General features: G+C 46.0%; 26 protein-coding genes and 3 riboswitches. Of the genes, 11 read left to right on the forward strand and 15 right to left on the reverse strand.

The window, feature by feature from the left end:
- Positions 1-43 precede the first annotated feature (43 nt).
- Positions 44-1,174, forward strand: coding sequence for a response regulator aspartate phosphatase (locus M1E06_RS13955; protein ID WP_020451157.1), 1,131 nt, complete (start codon positions 44-46; stop codon positions 1,172-1,174).
- Complete coding sequence (locus M1E06_RS13960) at positions 1,164-1,289, forward strand: hypothetical protein (protein WP_023857307.1); 126 nt, start codon at positions 1,164-1,166, stop codon at positions 1,287-1,289. Before M1E06_RS13955 ends, M1E06_RS13960 begins: the two co-directional genes overlap by 11 nt.
- Before the next feature lie 655 nt (positions 1,290-1,944).
- On the opposite strand, the gene queF is transcribed toward M1E06_RS13960, so the two are convergent.
- The 5 genes from queF to M1E06_RS13985 form a co-directional block, all read right to left on the reverse strand.
- Positions 1,945-2,442 (reverse strand): preQ(1) synthase, encoded by a 498-nt coding sequence (gene queF, locus M1E06_RS13965; RefSeq protein WP_009328607.1) that lies wholly within the window; start codon positions 2,440-2,442, stop codon positions 1,945-1,947.
- A gap of 21 nt (positions 2,443-2,463) precedes the next feature.
- Positions 2,464-3,195 (reverse strand): 7-carboxy-7-deazaguanine synthase QueE, encoded by a 732-nt coding sequence (gene queE / locus M1E06_RS13970; protein WP_020451154.1) that lies wholly within the window; start codon positions 3,193-3,195, stop codon positions 2,464-2,466.
- On the reverse strand, positions 3,188-3,628 hold the full coding sequence (gene queD, locus M1E06_RS13975) for a 6-carboxytetrahydropterin synthase QueD (protein ID WP_020451153.1): 441 nt from the start codon (positions 3,626-3,628) through the stop codon (positions 3,188-3,190). The genes queE and queD overlap by 8 nt, the downstream gene beginning before the upstream one ends.
- 2 nt (positions 3,629-3,630) lie before the next feature.
- On the reverse strand, positions 3,631-4,290 hold the full coding sequence (queC, locus tag M1E06_RS13980; RefSeq protein ID WP_020451152.1) for a 7-cyano-7-deazaguanine synthase QueC: 660 nt from the start codon (positions 4,288-4,290) through the stop codon (positions 3,631-3,633).
- A gap of 138 nt (positions 4,291-4,428) precedes the next feature.
- Positions 4,429-4,473, reverse strand: a riboswitch (PreQ1 riboswitch).
- Positions 4,474-4,554: 81 nt separating this feature from the next.
- Complete coding sequence (locus tag M1E06_RS13985) at positions 4,555-5,592, reverse strand: YkvI family membrane protein (protein WP_020451151.1); 1,038 nt, start codon at positions 5,590-5,592, stop codon at positions 4,555-4,557.
- Positions 5,593-5,812: 220 nt separating this feature from the next.
- Between M1E06_RS13985 and M1E06_RS13990 the strand changes: the two genes are divergently transcribed.
- The 3 genes from M1E06_RS13990 (at position 5,813) to motB (ending at position 9,683) form a co-directional block, all read left to right on the forward strand.
- Positions 5,813-7,909, forward strand: coding sequence for an ATP-dependent Clp protease ATP-binding subunit (locus M1E06_RS13990; RefSeq protein ID WP_216904273.1), 2,097 nt, complete (start codon positions 5,813-5,815; stop codon positions 7,907-7,909).
- 198 nt (positions 7,910-8,107) lie between these two features.
- Positions 8,108-8,911, forward strand: coding sequence for a flagellar motor stator protein MotA (motA, locus tag M1E06_RS13995; protein WP_020451149.1), 804 nt, complete (start codon positions 8,108-8,110; stop codon positions 8,909-8,911).
- A complete protein-coding gene (gene motB / locus M1E06_RS14000; RefSeq protein ID WP_020451148.1) occupies positions 8,904-9,683 on the forward strand; it encodes a flagellar motor protein MotB in 780 nt (259 codons plus the stop codon). The genes motA and motB overlap by 8 nt, the downstream gene beginning before the upstream one ends.
- Positions 9,684-9,706: 23 nt before the next feature.
- Here the strand turns inward: motB and M1E06_RS14005 are convergent, their stop codons facing one another.
- On the reverse strand, positions 9,707-10,162 hold the full coding sequence (locus M1E06_RS14005) for a MarR family winged helix-turn-helix transcriptional regulator (protein ID WP_020451147.1): 456 nt from the start codon (positions 10,160-10,162) through the stop codon (positions 9,707-9,709).
- Between the two features lie 237 nt (positions 10,163-10,399).
- Between M1E06_RS14005 and M1E06_RS14010 the strand changes: the two genes are divergently transcribed.
- The gene (locus M1E06_RS14010) at positions 10,400-11,911 is read left to right on the forward strand and encodes a PAS domain-containing sensor histidine kinase (protein ID WP_023857312.1); all 1,512 of its coding nucleotides are present in this window, start codon (positions 10,400-10,402) and stop codon (positions 11,909-11,911) included.
- 58 nt (positions 11,912-11,969) lie between these two features.
- Here M1E06_RS14010 and M1E06_RS14015 read toward each other — a convergent pair whose 3' ends face one another.
- Positions 11,970-12,212 (reverse strand): aspartyl-phosphate phosphatase Spo0E family protein, encoded by a 243-nt coding sequence (locus M1E06_RS14015; RefSeq protein WP_020451145.1) that lies wholly within the window; start codon positions 12,210-12,212, stop codon positions 11,970-11,972.
- 215 nt (positions 12,213-12,427) lie between these two features.
- Between M1E06_RS14015 and M1E06_RS14020 the strand changes: the two genes are divergently transcribed.
- Together M1E06_RS14020 and fosB are read left to right on the forward strand one after the other, a co-directional pair.
- The gene (locus tag M1E06_RS14020) at positions 12,428-12,748 is read left to right on the forward strand and encodes a YkvA family protein (RefSeq protein ID WP_020451144.1); all 321 of its coding nucleotides are present in this window, start codon (positions 12,428-12,430) and stop codon (positions 12,746-12,748) included.
- A complete protein-coding gene (gene fosB / locus M1E06_RS14025; protein WP_026579806.1) occupies positions 12,735-13,199 on the forward strand; it encodes a metallothiol transferase FosB in 465 nt (154 codons plus the stop codon). Before M1E06_RS14020 ends, fosB begins: the two co-directional genes overlap by 14 nt.
- 27 nt (positions 13,200-13,226) lie before the next feature.
- On the opposite strand, the gene M1E06_RS14030 is transcribed toward fosB, so the two are convergent.
- The 5 genes from M1E06_RS14030 to M1E06_RS14050 form a co-directional block, all read right to left on the reverse strand.
- Positions 13,227-13,763 (reverse strand): 1,2-dihydroxy-3-keto-5-methylthiopentene dioxygenase, encoded by a 537-nt coding sequence (locus M1E06_RS14030; RefSeq protein ID WP_020451142.1) that lies wholly within the window; start codon positions 13,761-13,763, stop codon positions 13,227-13,229.
- A 15-nt stretch (positions 13,764-13,778) separates the two neighbouring features.
- Positions 13,779-14,405, reverse strand: coding sequence for a methylthioribulose 1-phosphate dehydratase (locus tag M1E06_RS14035; protein ID WP_023857315.1), 627 nt, complete (start codon positions 14,403-14,405; stop codon positions 13,779-13,781).
- Complete coding sequence (gene mtnX / locus M1E06_RS14040) at positions 14,366-15,064, reverse strand: 2-hydroxy-3-keto-5-methylthiopentenyl-1-phosphate phosphatase (protein WP_103749028.1); 699 nt, start codon at positions 15,062-15,064, stop codon at positions 14,366-14,368. Before mtnX ends, M1E06_RS14035 begins: the two co-directional genes overlap by 40 nt.
- The gene (gene mtnW / locus M1E06_RS14045) at positions 15,061-16,278 is read right to left on the reverse strand and encodes a 2,3-diketo-5-methylthiopentyl-1-phosphate enolase (RefSeq protein ID WP_216904271.1); all 1,218 of its coding nucleotides are present in this window, start codon (positions 16,276-16,278) and stop codon (positions 15,061-15,063) included. Before mtnW ends, mtnX begins: the two co-directional genes overlap by 4 nt.
- An 83-nt stretch (positions 16,279-16,361) precedes the next feature.
- Positions 16,362-16,461: riboswitch (SAM riboswitch) on the reverse strand.
- A gap of 49 nt (positions 16,462-16,510) precedes the next feature.
- Entirely contained in the window at positions 16,511-17,701 is a 1,191-nt protein-coding gene (locus M1E06_RS14050) for a pyridoxal phosphate-dependent aminotransferase (protein WP_145654217.1), read from the reverse strand.
- Positions 17,702-17,796: 95 nt separating this feature from the next.
- On the opposite strand from M1E06_RS14050, the gene M1E06_RS14055 reads away from it, so the two are divergent.
- The 3 genes from M1E06_RS14055 to mtnA all read left to right on the forward strand — a co-directional run bounded on the left by M1E06_RS14055 (position 17,797) and on the right by mtnA (position 21,149).
- A complete protein-coding gene (locus M1E06_RS14055) occupies positions 17,797-18,576 on the forward strand; it encodes a carbon-nitrogen family hydrolase (protein ID WP_020451137.1) in 780 nt (259 codons plus the stop codon).
- 83 nt (positions 18,577-18,659) lie between these two features.
- A riboswitch (SAM riboswitch) is annotated at positions 18,660-18,803 on the forward strand.
- An 82-nt stretch (positions 18,804-18,885) separates the two neighbouring features.
- Positions 18,886-20,082 (forward strand): S-methyl-5-thioribose kinase, encoded by a 1,197-nt coding sequence (mtnK, locus tag M1E06_RS14060; RefSeq protein WP_035338874.1) that lies wholly within the window; start codon positions 18,886-18,888, stop codon positions 20,080-20,082.
- Positions 20,083-20,087: 5 nt separating this feature from the next.
- Positions 20,088-21,149, forward strand: a complete 1,062-nt coding sequence (gene mtnA / locus M1E06_RS14065; RefSeq protein WP_079289242.1) for an S-methyl-5-thioribose-1-phosphate isomerase — start codon at positions 20,088-20,090, stop codon at positions 21,147-21,149.
- 6 nt (positions 21,150-21,155) lie between these two features.
- On the opposite strand, the gene M1E06_RS14070 is transcribed toward mtnA, so the two are convergent.
- The 3 genes from M1E06_RS14070 to M1E06_RS14080 all read right to left on the reverse strand — a co-directional run bounded on the left by M1E06_RS14070 (position 21,156) and on the right by M1E06_RS14080 (position 24,076).
- On the reverse strand, positions 21,156-21,269 hold the full coding sequence (locus M1E06_RS14070; protein WP_023857319.1) for a hypothetical protein: 114 nt from the start codon (positions 21,267-21,269) through the stop codon (positions 21,156-21,158).
- Positions 21,270-21,360: 91 nt separating this feature from the next.
- Positions 21,361-21,858 (reverse strand): methylated-DNA--[protein]-cysteine S-methyltransferase, encoded by a 498-nt coding sequence (locus M1E06_RS14075; protein ID WP_023857320.1) that lies wholly within the window; start codon positions 21,856-21,858, stop codon positions 21,361-21,363.
- A gap of 7 nt (positions 21,859-21,865) precedes the next feature.
- Positions 21,866-24,076 carry a PAS domain-containing sensor histidine kinase gene (locus M1E06_RS14080; protein WP_020451133.1) on the reverse strand — a complete coding sequence of 737 codons (2,211 nt, stop codon included), beginning with the start codon at positions 24,074-24,076 and terminating at the stop codon, positions 21,866-21,868.
- Between the last annotated feature and the right edge of the window lie 70 nt (positions 24,077-24,146).

Consider the following 24,146-nt stretch of genomic DNA (forward strand, 5'->3'; position numbering starts at 1 on the left):
AGTAATATATTTACAAAAAGGAAATAAAAAGGGAGAGGTGAAAGTGAAACAGTTAATACCCTCGTCAAAAGTCGGAGTGAAAATCCACGAATGGTATAAAATGATAAGAGAGTTTAGTGTACCGGATGCAGAGGCTTTAAAAGAAGAAGTAGAGAAAGAAATTAATCAAATGGAAGAGGATCAGGACTTACTCCTTTACTATCAGTTGATGTGTTTTAGACATCAATTAATGTTAGAATATTTAGAACCTACTAACAAAAGAAAACAAGGACAATCAATACACGAATTGTTGGCCCAAATCGAGGAGCCTCGAAGAGATTTAAATGGCCTCCTTAGTTACTACTCATTTTTCTTTAGGGGCATGTATGAATTCGAGAAAAAACAGTACATCAAAGCGATAGAGTTTTATCGAAATGCAGAAAAGCAGCTATCTATCATTACTGATGTTATAGAACAAGCCGAGTTTCACTTTAAAATGGCTGAAGCGTACTACATCATGAAACAGACGCATGTGTCCATGTATCATATATTAAGAGCCTTTAAAATATATAATAATCACGAACTCTACAAAGTCCGTAAAATCCAATGTTTATTTGTAATCGCGGGTAACTATGACGATTTAATGTGCCACGACAAAGCCTTACCCCACCTGGAAAACGCACTCGAATTAGCGATAGAGATTAACAATAAAAGACTTATTAGTTCTGCCTATTTCAATATAGCCGATTGTCATGAATGTATGGGGGACATTGATACAGCGGTTGAATATGCTGAAAAAGCCGTAGAGATTAACCTAAAAGAAGAATATAACAACCTACCACAATCATTGTATTACTTCACTCAACTTCTTTTTAAGCAGAAAAACTACGAGCGCGCAATCGAGATATTTCGTATTGGCAAACAAACGGCTCGAAAATTCAATGATACCCTATTCACTTCCCTATTTGAATATCTTGAGGCCTTATATATCTATTCTGTGAATAAAGAAGAGATTTTAGAGGTATTTAAATACTTGGAGGAGAATAAAATATTTGCATACATAGAAGAGCTTTCGCTTGAAGTCTCCAACCAATACCTTGAAAGAAAAGACCACAGAAACTCAATCGAGTTCCTTCAAAAAATGATGTATGCGCAAACACAAATTAAAAAAGGGGAGTGTTTATATGAGTATTAAAAAGCTCGTTATTCCCATTTTAGCCGCCGCGATATTAACGATGGGCATTAGCGTTGTTTCAGCAACCGACCAATCTGACGGCGTATATCAAATCGCTACCCGCAAGCAAACGTAAGAAACGCCCCGCATTGGGGCGCTTTTTCATGTCTACAGTTTCTTAACGTTAAACATCGTAATAAACTTCTTATCAGCTGTCGATAAAATACGGTAAGATTATCGTATACCATTCCGACTCAGTGCCAACCTTCCTTTACAAATACTTCAACGCTCCTCCCGTCTATAACGATCGATTGCTTCTTTCGTAAGCTCTCCAACATCTTCACGTTACATATTTGTGTGTAAACGTCAGAATGAGACATGCTCTTGACACTATGTTTTAATCGCCGCTCTTCGTCTCTCCTGTATATACCTCCCATCCCCTCCTCAAAGTCAGAATAACTAAATTTTTATGTTTAAAGAAAAAAACAGAAAACATCTTTTTAACAGGAGGACAAAGCTATATTTTTTCACGAATTAATGAACAAACAAGACTAAAAACAGATAAATACCGAACGCTAGAGCATTCGCAGTTAACGACGAACTGACAAGCGGAGACGTTAACGAGGCGAGTGACGACGAAGTTTCCTCCTCTTTACCCTTCAATTAACAATTCGAATCGTATTTCATATACCCGGACTAGCATTCGACCAATACGCTGTAATTGTTCGTGGAAATTTCGAACAAAAAAGACGCGTAACAATACGCGTCTCGGTCACACAGCGATGCACCTCTTACCGATTATCAATCGTCTCCGGATACAGATCATGATTCATCATCCGATACTCGGCCATTTTTTCATACTTTGTACCGGGCTTGCCGTAGTTTGTGTACGGGTCGATCGAGATTCCGCCTCTCGGGGTGAATTTGCCCCAGACTTCGATGTAGCGCGGATCCATCAGCTCAATTAAATCGTTCATGATGATGTTCATGCAGTCTTCGTGAAAATCGCCGTGATTTCGGAAACTGAAGAGATACAGTTTCAAAGACTTGCTTTCTACCATTTTTTTATCAGGGATGTAGCTGATATAGATCGTGGCAAAATCGGGCTGTCCGGTTTTCGGGCACAGGGATGTGAATTCAGGGCAGTTGAATTTCACGAAATAGTCCCTGTTTTCGTGTTTATTCGGGAAAGACTCAAGCACTTCCGGAGAATAGTCAAACAAATAATTGGTGCCTTGATTTCCAAGAAGGGTTACGCCTTCGAGTTCTGAATCTTTTCTTGTGGTCATCATTCATCTTCCTTTCTTCAATCAAACGCCTCGTTTGTTACCCCAGATCAGGGTGTGGAGCTGCGGGAGAACGCGGACGCGGTTCAATTCAGGGTCGCGCGTGACCGCTTCTACCAGCTGTTCATACTTTTGAAGCAGCCGTTCGACGAGCCGCTCTTGGTCTTCTGTATGAACGTCGTCATTTCCGACTTGGAGAAAGAACGGGACATCGGGATAACGCTGGTGAACTTGCTTTGCAAATTGAAGGTCTTCCCCCGTGAATATGACGACCTTCAAACTTGCCGCTGCCGCCCGGCCGTGCTCTTTCAGTTTTTCAACAATATGATCAAGCTTGTTAAAATCGGTTTTCATATTGGAGCTCGGCGGCTTTGGCGAAATTGTTAAATCATCGATTCCGGCAAACCAGTCTTGATAAAACGTCCCTTGCGTCTCAAGCGCTGTCCGTATACCGTTTTCTTTTAAAAGGGAAATCAATCCGTCCAGCTGTTTTAAAAGCGCCGGGTTGCCTCCTGAAATCGTAACGTGTGAGAAGGCGTTTCCGCCGATGTCTTTAAGAGATTCGTATACTTCTTCCGCGGTCATCCATTTGATGTCTTTTTTCGCCGAACCGTCCCAGGTAAAAGCTGAATCGCACCAGCTGCACGAATAGTCGCAGCCGGCTGTTCTGACAAACATCGTCTTTTGCCCGATGACCATCCCCTCTCCCTGAACCGTCGGACCGAAAATTTCAAGTACGGGAATCGGCTTAGCCATTGTGAACACCCGGTTTCGGACGGTAGACGACATAGCTTGTCGGCGTTTCCCTGACAAACACCTGAACGCAATGCGGACGGTTTTTGAGATCTTTCAAATAAGCCTCTGTTTTATCGTAAATCGTTTTCGCCACCACTTCTGTCGAGGGGATCTGATCCGCGCTTTCACCCGAAAATTCCTGATGGTCATTTAAAAGCGTATGATCGTATTCCCCGTGGATCAATTTTTTAATGGTGCTGAAGTTGACAAGGAATCCTGATTCATTCAATTCATCCCCGGCAATCGTGATATTGATTGTATACGTATGGCCGTGGACTCTGCTGCATGCGCCCGCATCCTCTCTCGGAATAAAATGCGCGGCTGACATCTGCATATCTTTATTTAGTTCAAAAGAGTAAGGATGGCTTGGTTGCGGGTAAATTTGTGTAAGCACTGTTAAGCTCGCTCCTTTTTCATTTTCATATATTCATTGTAGCCATTCGCCCGAAGCTTGCAGGCCGGGCATTCGCCGCAGCCGTCGGCAATGATTCCGTTGTAGCACGTCAGCGTCTCGTTTTTCACGAAATCAAGCGCATCAAGCTCATCGGCGAGCTCCCACGTTTCCGCCTTGTTCAGCCACATCAGCGGCGTGTGGATGACAAACGGGCGCTCCATCGCCAAGTTGACAGTGACATTGCAGGATTTGACGAACTCATCCCGGCAATCCGGATAGCCGCTGAAATCCGTCTCACATACGCCTGTTATGATGTGCCGCGCGCCGACCTGGTAGGCGAGGATCGAAGCGAACGATAAAAACACGAGGTTGCGTCCCGGAACAAAAGTGGACGGAAGTTCGCCTTCTTTCGCCTCAATCTCGATATCATCCCTTGTCAAAGCATTCGGCGCGAGCTGATTTAACAGTTCCATATCAAGAAGGTGATGCTTGACGCCAAGCTTTTCAGCGATCTTTTTCGCGACTTCGATTTCCTCCCGGTGCCGCTGATTATATTGGAAGGTGACCGCTTCCACCTCCTGAAATTGCCGAAGCGCCCACAAAAGGCAAGTCGTACTGTCCTGACCGCCGCTGAATACGACGATCGCTTTTTCCTGTTTCATAATTCCTCCTTCTCCGCTTTTCGTCAGCATTTCATAAAAGAAGAGATTCACTGATATTTAAACGAAAAAACACCTTTCTCTGTGAGAAAGGTGCTCTAGCAAAAAAACAATAAAAAAGGCCATACCCCAAGGATACAGCTTTCCTTAGTTTTTTATAGAGGGTTTTGCTAGAACCTCTCCCGCAGTTTCAAGCGGATTTTGTTTCAATTTTCCTTCGCCATCTTATCACAAATCGCACGTTTCGCCAAGTGCAATGCCTGCCATTCAACGCTCAGGCACCCTTTTGACGATCAAAAAGAAAATAAAGACGAGGCTCAGCTGGCCGAACAAAGGATAAATGGTCGATATCAGCTTTCCGTAGCCGATTTGTCCCGTCAAGTAGATTGTCAGCAGGATGAACATAAATACATACAGGCTTTTCATATGAAGATATTCATTAATCTGCTTTTCAAGACCATATAAATTGCCGATGACCGATGTGAAGACTTCCCCGAAAATGATAAACAGATAGATGATATGGACAGAATGCTGGACAATGAATACGACCTGTGCCATCGGAACTTCGTATAAAAGGACATCAGGCAATGTTGAAAGAGACAGAAAGCTCGCGATCAACACAAGGGTAAGCAGACACCCTCCGATTAATGCTCCTTTTATAATGAGCCGCTCAGATTTCAGTTCAGAAGCGATCGGCACGAGAACCGCCTGTGCGAGCGACAAATTAAAAGCGCCGTACGAAACAGCGGATAAAATCCAATCGGGTTTTGCCGCCGAGAATGCCGCCAAATTGTGGATCTCCGGCCCTCTGAAAATAAACGAATCAAACAGGACGATGACTGTGAACAGGAGCAGCAGCGGAACGACAATGACATTGACGCCGAATATCCCTTTGACGCCCTTCATCATGACAAACAGACTCAAGGCAATCGTCGCAATCATCCCCGCTTGGTTTGAAAAGCCGAGCTGCTCCTCAAATATCGCCCCCGCTCCGGACAGCATGACAGACGTCACCCCGAGCAAAATCACGAGCATGAAGACATTGACAAATTTCCCGAGCGTATGGCCGAATAAATATTGATTCAGCTCCTGATAAGATTTGGCATTGATTCTGACCGCAATCAGCATCATTTTTGCGCCGAGAAATGTAAACATCAGTCCGCTGATCAAAATTCCGGCCAATCCCGGCCAGCCGAATCTTAAAAAAAACTCGACGATTTCTCTTCCGGTTGCAAATCCGGCTCCCACGACTGTTCCTACATAAACAAATGCCAGCTGAAAGGCTGATCCATGTGATTGACTCATACGACTCCTCCGTAAACGAATTCCCTTTCTACACCATATGAGCCATGTCCTTTAAAAAGAAGGACAACTTCTCATTCAGGAACAAAAAGGAAAAAGCATAGAACTTGAAAGTCAAAGAAGGTCAATGTATACTAATAGTCAGAAATGGTCAAACTGAAGACCATTTTTTCAAAGTCAATTGGTCAAAAAAGGTCAAATTCAATAAAGGGGGTTTTGGCAAATGCGTTGTCAACATTGTCAAAAAAATGAGGCGACGATTCGCCTGAACATGCAAATCAACTTTACAAAAAAACAAATGGATTTATGTGAAGACTGCTATAAAGAGCTGACTCAGCCTTCTATGTTTTCAGGAAATCATTTTTTGGGCGGCGGAGGTTCTTTCTTCAGCCAGCCATCACAAGCGCAGACGCAAACCGCTGCCAAAAAAGGCTTGCTCGATGAACTTGCCGTCAATTTAACGAATGCCGCAAAGACAGGCTTGCTCGATCCGGTGATCGGCCGCGATGATGAAGTGGCCCGTGTAATCGAGATCTTAAACCGCAGAAATAAAAACAACCCTGTCTTAATCGGTGAACCGGGCGTTGGTAAAACAGCCGTTGCTGAAGGACTTGCTCTCAAAATCGCCGAAGGCGATGTTCCAAACAAATTGAAAAACAAAGAACTCTACCTGCTTGATGTCGCTTCCCTCGTAGCAAACACCGGCATCAGAGGACAATTTGAAGAAAGAATGAAACAGCTGATGAAAGAGCTGAAAGAACGCAAAAACGCGGTCTTGTTTATTGACGAAATTCACCTTCTTGTCGGAGCAGGCTCTGCCGAAGGCTCCATGGACGCCAGCAACATTTTAAAACCTGCGCTTGCCAGAGGCGAACTGCAAGTCATCGGCGCGACGACGTTGAAAGAATATCGCCAAATCGAAAAAGATGCAGCATTAGAGCGGCGCTTCCAGCCTATCATGGTGCATGAACCGACAATTGAGCAGACCGCGGCGATTTTAAACGGGCTGAAAGAAAAATACGAAGCGTATCATGATGTAACTTACACGGATGAAGCGATCAAAGCCTGCGTCGTTCTGTCTAGCCGCTATATTCAGGACCGTCATCTTCCCGATAAGGCGATCGACCTTTTGGATGAAGCCGGTTCAAAAGCGAACTTGAAAATCGACACGGTCAGCGGTGAACAAGCTTCCCAACGCCTGAAAGAAATCGAAGCGGAAAAAGCTAAAGCGCTGCAGGAAGAAAACTATGAGCTTGCAGCAAAGCTCCGCGATGAAGAAGAAGCACTGCACAAAAAAATGGAAAACCATGCGGAAGAAAAACGGGCAACCGTTAAAGCGGAAGACATTCAAGCGATCATCGAACAAAAAACCGGCATTCCGGTCGGCAAGCTTCAGCACGACGATCAGAAGAAAATGAAAGAGCTTGAAGCAAACCTTTCAAGCCGCGTGATCGGTCAAAAAGAAGCGGTAAAAAAAGTGGCAAAAGCCGTCAAAAGAAGCCGCGCCGGCCTGAAATCAAAAAACAGGCCAGTCGGTTCATTCCTGTTCGTCGGCCCGACAGGAGTCGGTAAAACAGAACTTTCTAAAAGGCTTGCGGAAGAACTGTTCGGCACGAAGGATGCCGTCATCCGCCTCGATATGAGCGAATACATGGAAAAACACGCCGTATCGAAGCTGATCGGTTCACCTCCTGGATATGTCGGCCACGAAGAAGCCGGACAGCTCACCGAAAAAGTCCGGAGGAACCCGTACAGCATCGTTTTGCTTGATGAAATCGAAAAAGCCCATCCCGATGTTCAGCACATGTTCCTGCAAATCATGGAAGACGGACGTCTGACAGACAGCCAGGGACGGACGGTCAGCTTTAAAGATACCGTCATCATTATGACAAGCAATGCCGGAGTATCTGAAAAGCGGACAACCGTCGGTTTTAACCGGGAAGAACAAGTAATGGGCGAACAATCAATGATCGATTCCCTAAGCAGCTACTTTAAGCCGGAATTCCTGAACAGATTTGACAGCATCATCGAGTTCCAGCCGCTCGAAAAAGAAGATCTGGTCAAGATCGTCACTCTCTTGCTGGAAGAGCTTGAAGAAACGTTAAAAGAGCAAAACATGACGCTTGAAGTTTCAGATGAAGCAAAAGAAAAAATTGCTGAAATCGGATACCATCCGGCCTTCGGCGCCCGCCCATTAAGACGAACCATTCAAACAGCAGTCGAAGATCAAATGACCGATCTGCTGCTTGAAGAAGAACATATCAACGGTTTTGCGGTTATCGTTGAAAACGATGAAATCTTGGTGAAACCAACCGCATAACACACATAACGGCCTCCGATTGCGGAGGCCGCTTTACATACAACGTAAGGATCACAAAAATTCTATTTTTTAACATTAAATAACCCTAAAGTCCCTTTTCACCATGATTTTGAAACAATTTAAGAAACACCCTAAAGTTCCTATCACGCAACACCGATATTAACGATAGAAAAGTTAGTTAAAGGAATTGGTGAAAAAATGGACAAAACATCGTTAATTGGAATCATCTTAGCTATCATCGGAGTAGGTGTCGGCATGGTCATGAAAGGTGTCAGCCCTTCCGTTCTCGTCAATCCCGCGGCATGGCTGATCATCCTTGTCGGGACAATCGCAGCAGTTGTGATCGCTTTTCCAATCCGCGAGATCAAAAAGGTTCCCAAACTCTTCGGCATCTTGTTCAAAGAGAAGAAGATGATCGAAATCAACGAATTGATCCCGATGTTTTCCGAGTGGGCGCAAATCGCAAGACGTGAAGGACTTCTCGCTTTGGAAGCAAATTTGAATGAGATCGATGATGAATTTTTGAAAAACGGCATGAGCATGGCAGTAGACGGCCAAAGTGCCGAATTTATCAGGGACGTTTTAACTGAAGAAGTTGAAGCAATGGAAGAAAGACATCAAGTCGGAGCGGGCATTTTTACCCAGGCGGGCACATACGCGCCGACACTCGGCGTTTTGGGCGCTGTTGTCGGACTGATCGCAGCGCTTGCGGATATGAGCGACACTGAAGCGCTTGGACATGCGATCAGCGCCGCTTTTGTCGCGACCCTTCTCGGGATCTTCACCGGATATGTACTATGGCATCCTTTTGCCAATAAATTAAAGCGGAAATCCAAACAGGAAGTCAAAGTCCGCGAAGTCATGATTGAAGGCATCCTTTCGATCTTGGAAGGCCAAGCGCCAAAAGTCATTGAACAAAAGCTTTTGATGTATGTCTCTCCAAGCGAACGCTCCAGCATCGTCATCCCAGAAGGAGACAAAGGAGACAGCAGCAATGGCTAGAAAAAAGAAGCACAAAAAAGACCATGAAGAACACGTGGATGAGTCTTGGCTCATCCCATATGCCGACCTGCTGACACTGCTTTTGGCCTTGTTCATCGTACTGTTTGCCATGAGCTCGATCGACGCCAAGAAGTTTGATATGCTGTCTAAATCATTCAATGCCGTATTTACCGGCGGAACAGGAATGATGGATTATTCCAGCTTCACCGAGCCGAAAACGAGCACAACCGAAGATGGAAAAAGCCCTGACCAAGCAAAAGATCTCTCTCAAGATCAAAAAGAAAAAGACAAGCAGTCGCTGAAAAAAATTCAGGAGCAGGTCAACCGGTTTATTAAAGAGAAAAGTCTTGAAAAACAGGTCAATACGAAGCTGACAGACGAAGGCCTCCTCCTTTCCATCGAGGATAATATCTTTTTTGATTCCGGAAAAGCGGAGATCCGCCAGCAGGACATTCCGCTGGCCAAGGAAGTATCCGACCTTCTCGTCTTGAATCCGCCCCGCAATATCGTAATCAGCGGACATACGGACAATGTGCCGATTCGAAATTCTCAATTTAAATCAAATTGGCATTTAAGCGTGATGCGGGCAGTCAATTTCATGGGGCTTTTAATCGAAAATCCCAAGCTTGACGCCAAGATATTCAGCGCGAAAGGCTACGGAGAATTTAAACCGATCGCTTCAAATGACACCGAAGAAGGAAGAAGGAAAAACAGACGCGTTGAAATCCTCATCCTGCCGATCGGCCAGGAAAACTTGAATAAAAAAGAATAGGAAGCTGCCTTTTGGCAGCTTCCTTATTCTTTGCCCTTATAAATATTTCTTGCGTTCAGTCCGACTTTTTTCAGCATTTCGATGCAGGCTTCTTTCTCCTCATCGCTTAACACGCTGATCATGTGGTGAAGCTCTTCTGCATGACCCGGAAAAATCTTCTCCAGGAGCTTGGTGCCTTTATCTGTAATTTGCGCATAGGTCACCCTGCGGTCGGTCGCACAGGCTCTTCTCGCGATCAGCTCCTTTTGCTCAAGCTTGTCAACCACATATGTAATACTCCCGCTCGCCAGTAGAATCTTATCCCCTATTTGCTGAAGGGGCTGATCCCCTTTATGATAGAGGAGTTCTAAAACGGCAAACTCGGTTGGATTCAGACCATGATGATGAATATGTTTATTCATATGATCATTAATGGATCTGTACGCTCGAGATAATACAATAAATAATTTCAAGGACTGTTCCTGTTCTCTATTACTCATATCTCTCATCTCCAAAGAAACAACTACAGGAAAACATTAATAAACTATGAGGAAAATGTCAACTGTTAACATTCAAACCATGTTATGATGAGTAGGAATCGAACATCAAATAGATATATCCGGAAATTCCCCGGTATTGTGTCCTATTTTCACGGTATTGGTTATCTTTTCTATAAATCGGCTCTCACTAGTGATATAATACCCCTATTCCTGTATCGATTGGGAGAGAGTAAAAATATGCGCAATTTGAAAAATCTATGGAAGAAAGTCAGGCTTTATTTGATCTTGGTAATGATCCCCGCCTTCATTATAAGCTTTTTTGTATACGAACAAGAACGAGAAAATATCACTGAAAAGCACCGTCAGACTGCGACTCTCATGCTCAATATTCACCGCAACCAAATCAACTACCTGATCGGCGAAACAGAAGCAAGGCTCAGCTCCCTTGCCACGGCCCTCAACCACCCTGTTAATGAGCAGCATATCAAACGAATCCTGACGGAAACGTATAAAAAAGAACCGCGTTTTTCGGCTTTATACCTTTTAAATAAAGACGGCGATGTCATGGTGAGCACGTCTCCCGTCAAAGAAAAAAAGAAGGTTTCATACAAGAACATTCTGCAAAAAGCGGAAAAATCAAAGAAATCCGTGATCACAGACGATATACATACAGTGTCGGACAGGCTGGAGCTGAATATTTTTACTCCTGTCTATGACAGCGAAGGCAGAACGACAAATTTTCTGCTGGCTTCGATCCGCGTCGATTATCTGAAAAATATCATGAATGTCCTGAGCCCTGAGCTTTATATCAAAATTCTCAACCAGAAGAATCAGATTGTCTTTACAGCAGGCCATTCTCCTCCTGAGAAGCCGGACGGCGGCACCGTCGATGCTTTTTTGGATCAGATCGACTGGAAGCTTGAAGTTTATCCGGAACCGGTCCAGCTTGATGAAATCGTTCACAGTCTTCTGCTGTCATTTTTAAGTATTTTCATTCTGCTGAATATTATGTTCCTCATGCTCCAGTATGTGCTGCTGAAGCGGCGGACCAAGCAGGAGCGCGCCCAAAATGAAGCCCAGAAGCTCGAATTAATCGGCACCCTGGCAGCGAGCACCGCTCATGAAATCAGAAACCCGCTGACAGGTATCAGCGGCTTTATCCAGCTCCTGCAAAAAAAATATCAATCAAAAGAAGATCAAATGTATTTCTCAATCATCGACCAGGAAATCCGGAGGATCAACCAGATTGTCAGCGAGTTTCTCGTGCTCGGAAAGCCGACGGCAGAGCAGTGGCAGCTTAACGCCATGAATGAAATGATTGACGAAATCATGCCGATTATTCATTCTGAGGCAAATTTATATAATGTGGAAGTGGAATTTCAAGACTATGGAGAAGACCCGGCTTATGTGTATTGTAAAAAAGATCATATTAAGCAGGTTGTCTTGAACGTCGCCAAAAATGCTCTTGAATCGATGAAAAACGGCGGAAAGCTGCTCATTCAAATCGAACATCATCAAGAGAAGGCGCAAATTATTGTGAAGGATATCGGAGAAGGCATTCCAAAAGAAATGATGGAGAGTATTTTCCAGCCTTTTGTCACGTCAAAGGAAAAGGGAACCGGACTCGGCCTTGTCGTGTGCAAGCGCATCATTTCCATGTACGGGGGAACCATTCAGATCGAAAGCGAACAGCATAAAGGAACGACTGTAACGATTACGCTGCCGACTTCAAAGGAACAGGTTGACTGAGGCTTCCCCGTTCCTGCAAAGAGCCTGCCTTTCACGGCAGCTCTTTTTCGTTCAGTCACTATGCCGTATATTTTTCAACGGTCAGACAGTCGATGCAGCCTAAAAAATCCTGCAGCAGATGGTCCGACGCATTTTCATTCATAGACAGTTTTTGATATTCATAAATTAATTGATCCAGCTCCTGGCTCCGCCTGATCGTTTCATCCCCTGTAAATCCATAGATTTCAGCGGCTTCAACCATCATTTGCCGCTTCTTGCTGATGGAAACGAGCAATGCTTCTTTTTCAACATAATTTTGCATACGCTTCACCCCTTACCGACATATCGTTTCTTAGAACCATCCAGATTTTGCGTACTTGAGCATTATTACAGATTATACTTATTTTGTAAACCTATTTCTCAAAAAATTATTTTGAAATCGAGTATAATAGAATTGTGGAATTAAAGGTGTAATACCCATCGATGAAATACGGCAAACACCTTTAAAAGAGTTCATGAGGATTGAAGGAGGTCTAAATGATGAAAAAACCAGTGTCAAGGCTCCGAACCATCTTTGCCGTGAAAGAAGCGTATTCAGGCCTCTTATTGTTTTTCAAGGCATTTAGAGCCTGGAGAAAGGGAGACTTCCCCTTATTCCCGAAAAAAACGATTTTACTGGCCGCGCTGGCATTGATTTATGTGCTGTCTCCGATCGATTTGATTCCCGATGTTCTCGCAGGTGTCGGCTGGCTTGATGACGCGGCTGTGCTCGCTTTTCTATTCAGGCAAATCACCAAAGAGCTGGACGGATTTGAAATACATCTAACGGGAGGAATAAACGGCAATGGCAAACAATAATATTCTCGGTATCAATCATCTCTTGTTTTCAGTCTCTGACCTGTCCGTCTCTATTTCATTCTATGAAAAGGTGTTTGATGCCAAGTGGCTCGTAAAGGCCGAGAAAACCGCTTATTTTGACCTGAACGGCATCTGGCTCGCATTAAACGAAGAGAAAGACATTAAGAGACAGGAAATCCATGACTCTTACACCCATATCGCCTTTTCGATTCAACAGGAAGATTTGCCGTTCTGGGAAAAGAAATTATGCGATTTAGGTGTAAACGTGCTAAAGGGCAGAAAACGGCATGAAGGCGACAAAGATTCAATTTATTTCTCAGATCCGGACGGCCATAAGTTCGAGCTTCACACCGGCTCTGTATTTGACCGTCTTCAATACTATCAAAATGAAAAACAGCATCTCTCCTTTCATGAAGGCCACATCAAGGCCCTTTATGACAGAAACAAATAAAAAAGCGTCCACACGGACGCTTTTTCATTATCGGCTCACACTCTCTTTCTCATAAATCGGCACCCAGCCCTCTGTCGTCACAAAGATTCTGACAGCCACGACTTTTCGGTCTTCCTGAAGCGTGAAATAATGGCGGGTGTTTTCAGGAACGGAGATCAAATCTCCCGGATTTAAGAGGACATCAAAAAATGTGCCGTCTTTTCCTTCTATCGCAAAGATGCCGTGGCCGCTGACGATAAATCTGACTTCATCGTCTGTATGATGATGTTCCTGTTTGAAATTTTTCAAGAGCTCATCGAGTTTCGGATTTTGGTCGGAAAGCGAGATGACATCGCTCGCTTTATAGCCGCGGCGTTCTGAAATGTCTTTGATTTCAGCGGCAAAGACGTCTAAAATCTCCTGTTTCTCTTCATCGGTCAAATCGTATTTTTCTTTTAAGCCGGCCGGCAGCTTTGTGATATCCCATTTTTCATAAATGACCTCCTGCCCCTTTAGAAATTGTTCTACTTCTTCCTGCTTTTCAATGGTCGTGTTTTGTTCATCATGGATTCGAATTGTCGCCATGCTTTCTCCCCCTTTTTAATTAACGTGGTAAGCCTGCAAAGCTTTCAGTTTTAAATGCCAGCTGAACAGGAATTCATACGCTTCAAGCATCCGCTTTGTCTCAAATGCCGTTTTTCCCCAGACGGTAATGCCGTGGCTGCGAATCAGCACTGCCCCTGAATCGCCTGAAAGGTGTCCGGCAAAATCCGCCGCCAAATCCGGAATATGAGCGCTGTTTTCGATAATCGGGATCGCAACCTCCGCATTTTCCTCCCAAAGACCGAGCGCCTTTATGATTTCCTGGCCTCTGAATGTCGCTTGCTTTTCTTTTGCGTAAAGCTCTGAGATGACATTGTTGTCAATCGTATGGACGTGAAGACAGCAGCCCGCGTTTGTATTTTGATAGACACGGGTGTGCAGCAGCGTCTCCGCTGACGGTTTCAGCGTATGTCCGGTCTCCGCCGGTCTCCCCTCTTCGTCCGCCAACAGAAAATCCTCCGCGGATGCTTTTCGCTTATCTTTTCCGCTTGCTGTGATGAGAAATCGCAGCGGGTCTTCTGATACTTTGATTGACAGATTGCCGCTTGTCGCAGGGAACCAATCCCTTTCCGCAAGCTCTTTTTTTACCTCGGCAAGTTCGTGCCATTTTTGCTCAGGGTCCATTCTTTCACCTCCGCGGTCTCTTCAAGTATTCGCTTTACATCACGGAAATCGCCGAATCCCGCATGCCTCAGGCCGAGTCCCTCACATTCCCGCAGCAAATAATCGCGCGCGATGCACAAATCGGAACATTTGGCAGCTTCAACATCTGTAACAGAGTCCCCGATCATGACAACAAAATCGTCCCGGCCTTTCAGCCGGCGGATGATAGAAGGCTTGCAGCAGCCGCATTCATTTCCGCAGCTGCCGTCACACGGATACGGCCAGCGGATCTCGATATTGCGCCCTGAAAAGTCGGCCTCATTGCAGTAAATGCGTTCCTTTTCGACAATGCCTTCAAGCAGTGGATAGACGAAAAAGTCCATCCCTCCGCTCACGACGTAAAACGGAAGACCCTGCTCATCCAGGAAAGAGACAAACTCTGTAAACCCGGGGCGGATCTCGGCTTGTTTCAGTACATATCCCATAATGTCCTCCTTCAGGCTTGTCGGCAGCAATTGAAACATTTTGCCGACCCCGTCCTTAATCGATATGTCCCTGGACAGAACCCCGTCTTTTAAAGCGAGCCACTCTTCTGGAGCAAATTGTTTCATAATGCTGATGATGTTGTCGTTCGTTGTAATGGTTCCGTCAAAATCGCAAATGATAAGCGGCTGCTTCATACGGAAACCTCAACCCTTCCCCATTTTTCAAGGGCGAGCTTCAAATCGGGAGAACGCTTTGCTTTTTCTTCGACTGGCTCCGCTTCCAGGACGGCATCAATGATCGCCCGAAACGCTCTTCCTCCGCCTGCCGCTCCGTTTGGATGACCGTGAATCCCCCCGCCTGCGTTGATGATATGGTCAATGCCGAAGTCTTTCATCAAGAGCGGCACCATGCCGGGGTGAATACCGGCCGACGGAACGGCGAATGTCGGTTTAAAAACGTCTTCCTTCGTGCATTCATCATATATGGCAAGCGCATCCTGCTTCGGCAGAGCAACGCTTCCGTACGGTGAAGGGAACAGGCCGAAATCAGCACCCGCATACCGGTTGAGCTTGCCGAGCAAAAGCGAATGGGAAAAACCGTAATGCGGCGACGAAGTGAGTGCGCCGCTTACTGCCGGGTGCGCCATGATCGGCAGCGGGATGTCGTCGTCTTCCGCAAGGCTTTGCAAAACATCGAGCCCGTAGGCAAACACATTCAGCAGCAACACATCGGCTCCGAGCTCGGCTGCTTTTCTCGCCTTCGATTTCAGCTCCATTGTCCTACCCGTCAGGTTGACGGCATACAGCGTTTTGCGCCCTGTTTCTTCAAAAGCTGCCTCAAGCACTTTTTTTCCTTCCGTGATTCGTTTTTCAAAGGGGGCACTGCCTGTTTCGAATAAGATTTCATCGTCCTTGATCAAATCCACTCCGCCGAGCGCCTGCTGTCTGAGCTGTTCCTTCAAGTCTTCCATATCGCGGCCGATGACGCCTTTAAAAATGCTCATCAACAGAGGCCTTTCAAATTCGCCGATTTTTTTCCGGATCCCGTATACGCCGAATTTCGGGCCCGGCAATGATCGTTTAAAAGATTGTGAAAACTCCAAATCCGCCAATTTGATTTTTCCGTCGAGAGACAGCTTTCCAAAAACGGTCGTCAGCACAGCGGGAATGTCGCTTGTAAAATTGGCTTCCGGATAAGCGATGGTGACCGTTGCCTGTTTTTCCCCCAGCGCGCTTTCTGTTTCTTCGACCTTGACGACGCGTCCTTTATGCTTTTTCAGCTGTTCCTGCTTTAAGAGCGGCAGATCTGTCCACGACCCGACCGTCAGTCCGATCGCGATTTGCTCGGCCCGCTTTTTTGCGTCACATCCTTGATCTGTCAAAACATATGTTGCCAAAAGTTCACTCATTCTGTAGCTCCTTCCTGCTTCATGCATATAAAAAACCTCTTTTGCTGCTTTAGCTAAAAGAGGTTTCGCATTTCAGGTTCGAATCCTTATCTCTCAGCGTCAGCTGCAAGAATTAGCACCGTGCTTAAAAAGTCGGTTGCCGGGCTTCATCGGGCTTGTCCCTCTGCCTGCTCTTGATAAGAATATTGATTTTATAAATTATTTTGAATTATCCCATCGTTTTTCCCGGTTGTCAATGACTGTGGCCGGTCTTTTTGAATATATTCAGCTTGGCAATGCGCGAAGCCGCTTCCCGGAGCCGCTCTTCGCTTGTCAAGAGGCCGACTCTCACATAGCCTTCTCCGTATTTGCCGAAGCCGATGCCGGGCGCTGTGACGACATTCGCTTTTTCGAGAAGCAGATCGTAAAAAGCCTCAGATGTATACCCGTCAGGGACAGGCATCCAGGCGAAAAAAGAACCTTGCGGAGCATCCGCGTGCCAACCGATTTCACGGACCGCACGAATCCATACATCCCGCCTTTTTTCGTAGCGCTCATTTTGCTCCTTGACACACGCTTGGTCTGATAGAAGCGCGACTGCCGCGGCGTCTTGGACCGCTTTAAAAAGGCTGACATACATATGGTCCTGATAAAGGTTCAGCGCTTCGATCACAGAGGCGTTGCCAACTGCAAACCCGACCCGCCATCCAGCCATATTATACGTTTTGGAAAGCGTGTAAATTTCGATTCCTGTGTCTTTTGCCCCCTCCGTTTCGAGAAAGCTGACAGGCCTCTTGCCGTCGTAGCCGATCGCACCGTAGGCAAAATCGTGGACGACGCAAATTCCGTTCGACTTGGCAAACCGGACAGTCTCTTCGAAAAAAACAGGCGTGGCTTGGGCACCGGTTGGATTGTTTGGATAATTTAAATACATGAGCTTCGCTTTTTCTTTCACTTCCTTCGGAATCCGGCTGTAGTCAGGCAGAAACTGATTGCCCGCTGTAAGCGGCATCGTTTCCATGTTCGCTCTTGCCAGCTCAACGCCCGACCAGTAGTCGGGATAGCCGGGATCGGGAACGAGCACGGCATCCCCCGGATTTAACAAACATTGCGGAAGCTCGACAAGACCGGCTTTTCCGCCGAACAATACAGCGACTTCGCGTTCGGGATCGAGCTCTACACCGTATTCCCTTCGATAGAACGCGGCTGCCGCCTCCTTGAGTGAACGGCTGCCGCGAAAGGAGGAATACTGATGGTTTTCAGGGTTGCGAACGGCTTGCGCCATTGTATCAACGATGTGATCAGGTGTCGGCTGATCGGGATTCCCCTGGCCGAGATTGATCACATCATGGCCGGCGGCGATTTTTTCATTCACCTTTTTCACCAAGGAAGCGAAAAACTGCTCAGGCAGCTGTTTCAGCACATCTGAAAGCTCAAATTTCATATGATTCACCCGCTTTTGAAAAATTCTTGAAATGATAGTCCATCATCATATATTGTTAAATGTAAAATGTAAAGAAAAAAATGAGGTGATCCAGATTGAAGCTGACAATTTCATGTCTGCAATTCGATATCGCATACGGCAATCCTTCTGAAAATTTTAAAAAAGCGGAGCAGCTGATCGAACAGGAAAGCCGAAAAGCGGATGTTCTTCTCCTTCCCGAGCTGTGGACGACGGGTTATGATTTAAAAAATCTCGGCTCCATCGCAGATGAAGAAGGCAGGCAAACGAAGAGATGGCTGCAGGAAACGGCAAAAGCAAACCGTGTCCATATCATATGCGGCTCTGTCGCCGTTAAGAAAAAAAGCGGTGTGTACAATATCATGTACATCGCAGACAAAAACGGACATTTGATCAAAGAATACAGCAAAGCTCACCTTTTCCAGCTGATGGACGAACACCTCTATTTGTCAGCGGGCTCAGGCGACGGGAGCTTCGAGCTTGAAGGGATCCCGGCTGCGGGGTTTATCTGCTACGACATCCGTTTCCCGGAATGGATCAGAAAACATACGAAGGAAGGTGCGGGCATCATCTTTGTATCGGCGGAATGGCCGCTCGCCCGCCTCGATCACTGGCAAAGCCTTTTAAAAGCCAGAGCGATTGAAAATCAGTGCTTTGTCGCAGCCTGCAACCGAGCGGGAAGTGACCCGGCAAACGAATTTGCGGGCCACAGCATCATCATTGATCCGCTCGGCCGCACCCTCGCTGAAGCAGGGAGCGGTGAAGCCGTCATCAGGACCGAAATCAACCTCGGGGACATTGAAAAAGCGCGGGGGCAAATTCCGGTTTTTGAGGACATTCGCAGAGATTTATATTAAAAAAGTATTGACAAGAAAACTGAGATGCTGGTAACATTTTCAGCAACTGACCGAACTGAAATTTCAAAATTTTATATTGATTTCTCTTATCGAGAGTTGGGTGAAGGACTGGCCTAATGACCCCAACAGCAACCGACCGTAATACCATTGTGAAATGGGGCGCGAAATTCTGCGCCGCTAGGGCACGGTGCTAATTCCATCAGACTTTGAATTCTGAGAGATAAGAGAGGCGAACGCGACAAATCAGCCTCTTTCTCTCGATGAGAAAGAGGCTTTTTTATTGTTAACGACATTTAGGGGGAATCACACATGACCGTAACGAAAACCGCAGCATACGAAACTTTGACCGAAAGCTCCGCGGCCGCGCTGGCCGTCCGCCTCGGGCTTTTTCCAAGCAAAAGCACCCTGACATGCCAGGAGATCGGGGACGGAAACTTGAATTTGGTCTTCCGCGTGTATGACAAAGAGCAGCAAAAAGGGCTGATCATCAAACAGGCGGTGCCTTATGCGAAAGTCGTCGGCGAAAGCTGGCCGCTGTCGCTTGACAGGGCGAGAATCGAAAGCAGTGCGCTGATCCGCCAAGCCGAGCATGTCCCGCACCTTGTCCCGAACGTGTACTATTCTGACACCGAGCTTGCCGTTACCGTATTGGAAGACCTTTCTCACTTGGAAATCGCCAGAAAAGGACTGATTGACGGGAAGGATTATCCCCACCTGTCGGAAGACATCGGAGAATTCCTTGGAAAAACACATTTTTACTCGTCTGAATATGCACTTGACCCAACAGTTAAAGGGCGGCTTGTGAAGCAGTTTACGAATCCGGATCTGTGCGATATTACAGAAAGCCTTGTGTTCACAGACCCTTTCTTTGATCATGAGACAAACGATTTCGAAGAAGAGCTTCGCGATGAAGCGGAAGATCTTTGGCGCAATGAAGCATTAAAAATTGAAGCGGCAAAACTGAAACAGCGCTTTTTGTCTGCAGAGGAAACGCTGATCCACGGCGACCTTCATACAGGCAGCATTTTCGCAAGTGAAGAAGCCGAAACGAAAATCATCGACCCTGAATTTGCGTTTTTCGGCCCGATCGGGTTTGACATTGGACAGTTTATCGCCAACCTGCTGCTGCACGCGCTTTCCCGCGAAGAAAACAGGCGGGCTCCTTTATACCGCCATGTCGAGACCGTCTGGCATACGTTCAGCCGGACATTCAGCGAAGCATGGGAAAACGATGCTCTTGACGCTTGCAAAAATGAGAAAGGACGCCTTGAATCAGTTCTGAAGCAGGCGTTTGAAGACGCAGCAGGCTTTGCCGGCTGCGAAATGATCCGCCGGACGATCGGCCTTGCCCATGTGGCGGACCTTGAAACAATCGTTCCGTTTTCCCGGAGAATCAGCCAAAAAAAGCTCGCCCTTAAAATAGGCGCAGCATTCATAGAAAAACGCAGCGGTTTCCGGACGCCAAAAGACTTGATTGAAGCGTTTCGGAACGCACTTAAGGAGTGAATGACATGCCTGAACAATTTGCGGTGCCCCGCTCTGTCGAATGGGAAGAAGCATCGGTAAAAATTCTGAACCAGCAAAAGCTTCCCGAAAAGACGGAATACCTGCACCTCACAACAAAAGAAGACGTCTATGATGCGATTCAAACGCTGAAAGTGAGGGGGGCACCTGCCATCGGCATTACAGCCGCCTTCGGACTCGCCCTTTGCGCACAAAGCATCGATACATCTGACGTTTCCGCGTTTCTGGTGGAACTCGGAAAAATCAAAGATGAACTCAATCAGGCAAGGCCGACAGCCGTCAATTTATCCTGGGCTCTCAATCGGCTGGTAAAAAGTGCGGAGGACGCAAAATCGGTCAATGAAGCAAAAACAAATCTGATCCATGAAGCTATTCAGATCCAGGTTGAAGACGAAGAAACGTGCCGGCAAATCGGACAGAATGCACTGCATTTGTTCAAATCGGGTGACAGCATCATGACCATCTGCAACGCCGGCTCGATTGCGACAAGCAGGTACGGTACGGCCCTTTCCCCGTTTTATCTTGCCAAAACAAAGGACCTCGACCTTCATATTTATGCCTGTGAAACGAGGCCTGTCCTGCAAGGGGCGCGCCTGACGGCGTGGGAGCTTATGCAGGGGGGAATTGACGTGACGCTGATTACAGACAGCATGGCTGCCCATACGATGAAAGAAAAAAACATTTCAGCCGTCATTGTCGGAGCGGACAGGATCGCGAGAAACGGAGATACAGCCAATAAAATCGGAACATACGGCTTGGCAATCCTCGCCAAAGCCTTTCAAATCCCGTTTTTTATCGCCGCTCCCCTGTCAACTTTTGATGTTTCGATTTCATGCGGCGACAACATTCCGATTGAAGAACGCGATCCGGATGAAGTCAGGCTGATAAACGGAACGCAAATAGCTCCGCAAGAGGTGCCAGTGTTCAACCCTGCTTTTGATATCACGCCGCACGATTTAATCTCTGGCATCATTACGGAAAAAGGGATTATCACAGACAGGTTTGAAGAAGAAATTGAAGCGCTGTTTTCCGCTGAAGCCCTTACTTAGGCCGCTTTAGCGGATTTTAATCGATTTGATGATGTCTTTCTTCTGCTCTTCGGTCAACACGTGCAGCTTGACGAACAATTCCGCGTATCCTGCTATTTTGTTCGGGCGGTTCGTTTTCATTTATTCGTCCTCCTTTTTTACCAAGACCAACATTTTTAACTTAATAAAATTATATGTCGCTGACGAAAAAAAGAAACGGCGTGCTCGTATATTATTTTCCCTTATACGCAATATTTTCGATGTCGAGCAGCACCGCTTTTTTATCCGTTTCATTTCCGGAGTACCCCGTTAAAGAACGATTTTTGCCGATGACACGGTGGCACGGGATCAAAATCGGCAGCGCATTTCTTTTATTGGCCTGGCCGATTGCGCGAACCGCTTTCGGATTCCCGACGGCGCACGCGATATCTAAATAGCTCCGTGATTCACCGTACGGGATCAACTGCAGCACCTCCCACACTTTTTTCTGAAACGGGGTTCCATCCTGGCGGAAAGGAAGGGTGAACGTCTTCCGCTCCCCCCTGAAATATTCTTCGAGCTGGCGCTTTGCCTCCTTCAACAATTCCGTTTCGGTCCGGCGAAGCTCCAAGCCGTCTTGCTGGAGCTGTTTTAGTTCATCTTTTTCAAATAGCAAATGCGTAATGTGGTGATTTTCCTCGACAATGTAAGCTTGTCCAAAAGGCGAGGTCATTTCAATATAAAAGCCCACGATGCGATTAAGCCTCCTCCTCATGATGCTGTCTGATCGGGAGAGTCAGATGGAATGTCGTGCCTCTCCCTTCTTCACTTTCAACTTCGATTTTTCCATTATGCTCTTCAATAATTTTATAACTGACCATGAGCCCGAGTCCAGTGCCCCGTTCTTTTGTCGTGTAAAAAGGTTCGCCGAGCCTCTTCAATTTGTCTTCTGTCATGCCGATTCCTTCGTCAGCAAGCGAGATAATGATATGGTCGTCTCCTTTCGGTTTGATCGACACATATACGTTGCCTCCGTCAGGCATCACTTCAATCGCATTTTTCAAAATGTTGATAAATACCTGTTTCAGCTGATTCGGCTCGCAATAAATCAGCGGAATGCCGCCTTCGCACTTCAGATGCATCTGAACGTTGTCAAGGTTTGCCTGTGCGTGCAGCAAATCCATTGTGTCCTGCATGATTTTGACGATATTTTTTTCTTCATACATAATCGCCTGCGGTTTTGCAAGGATGAGAAACTCCGTAATAATCGATTCAATCCTTTTGAGTTCTGATGTGATGACATTAAAGTAAAGCGCGTGATCCTCATTTTGGATGCTGCCTTTCAGCAGTTGGATAAATCCTTTTAGCGCCGTCATCGGGTTGCGGATTTCATGGGCAATTCCGGCTGCGAGTTCGCCGACGACGTGAAGGGTATCAGACTTGCGGAGCCGCTCTTCAAGCTCTTTTCGTTCTGTCACGTCTCTGAGCATCGCCAAGTTCATATTTTGAATGATATTTCTTTTAAATGAAAATTCAAGAATCCGTTTTTGGTCGCTCAGCAGGAATGGGATGTCATTGTCCATTTCTTCTAAGGAAATCGTTTTAGCGGGAGAAGCTGCGTTTTCTATATGATAGCCGGAGATGACATCAAGTAGATTGGACGTTTTCAGCTGTTCAAGAGGGGTGCTGAGAATTTTTCCGGCAAGGGGGTTCGCATCGATAATGTCGTACTGGTTGTTGAAAAGAACGATTCCGTCCATTGATCCGTTGAATACTTTTCTGAACTTCAATTCGCTTTCCCGCAATTCTTGTTCCATTCGTTTTCTGTCGCTGACATTTCTTAAAATGGTTAGGTCCTGGCTGTCGAACATGATCCGTTTTGACGTGAACTCAAGCTCTTTATATTGTCCGTTTGCCATACGAAACAGCAGTTCCGCCCGGATTTCCCCTTTTTGATCATACTGCTTTTGAATGGCATGGTACCTCTGATCGGTTTGATCAATAAAATCGGTCATCTTCTTGTTGAGAAGCTGTTCCATCGGCAGTTCGAAGATTTTGCAGGCCGACTGGTTCGCTTTGACGATGCGGCCGTCGTTATTCATCAGTATAATGGCATCCATCGCATTTTCAAAGACTTCTCTAAAGCGTTCTTCGCTTTTAAACAGCTGTTTTTCCATCGAGCGCTTCTCGGTAATATCCCTCATAATCGACATGTAAAAGCCGTTTAAAATGTTCGAGGTTATCGTAAGCTCAAACAGCCGGTCTTCTCCTGATCTGAGCCGGACAGGAAGCTCCCCTTTTGCTTTCCCTCTTCTGAAAAGAGCATTCCAGATTTTATCGAGCCGCCCCTTGTTTTCAGGGGATACGAATTGAGACAGCTTCAGTTTTGAAAGCTCTGTTTTTTCAATTTCGAAGCTCTGGCAAAACGAATGGTTCGCATCGATGAAACAGCCTTGTTTATCAAAGATGACGATTCCTTCAACCGCGCGGTGAAACAAATCTTTAAACAGCTTTTCATTAATGGTGCGCTCCCGCTCCAATATTTTTTTCGATGAAATGTCCCTCATGACGACAAAATAGCAGTCTTCACCGATTCCTTTGCTTGCAGTAAACTCGATATATTTGACAGATCCGTTGTCAAGCCTGATGGCCACTTCTTTTTTCGCATATCCCCGCTCCAAAAAGCGTTGAATGCTCTGGTTCAGTTCATCCGGCGGGACGGCGTGCAGGAAGTCGAGCGCCGACCGGTCCAGCAAATTCTTTTTTTGGCTTTGCAGAATTTTGCAGGCGGCATCATTCGCCTGGATGATGTTCATCTGTTTATCCAATATAAAAATAGCGTCCAGCGTCCCGTTAAACAGCAGCTCATACTGATACAAATCCGCTTTTAGCTTGGCGTTCTCTTTCTTCAGTCTGTTCAGCTGGTTTTGCAGATTTAAGGATTCATTCAAATCAAGAGTTTCCTCCATTTATTACACTCCTTCTTGAAAACCTGTCCTCCAATTATTCTACAAACCGGAAAATCTTCCTTCATTTGTT

The organism is Bacillus sp. AK124, from assembly GCF_053903085.1.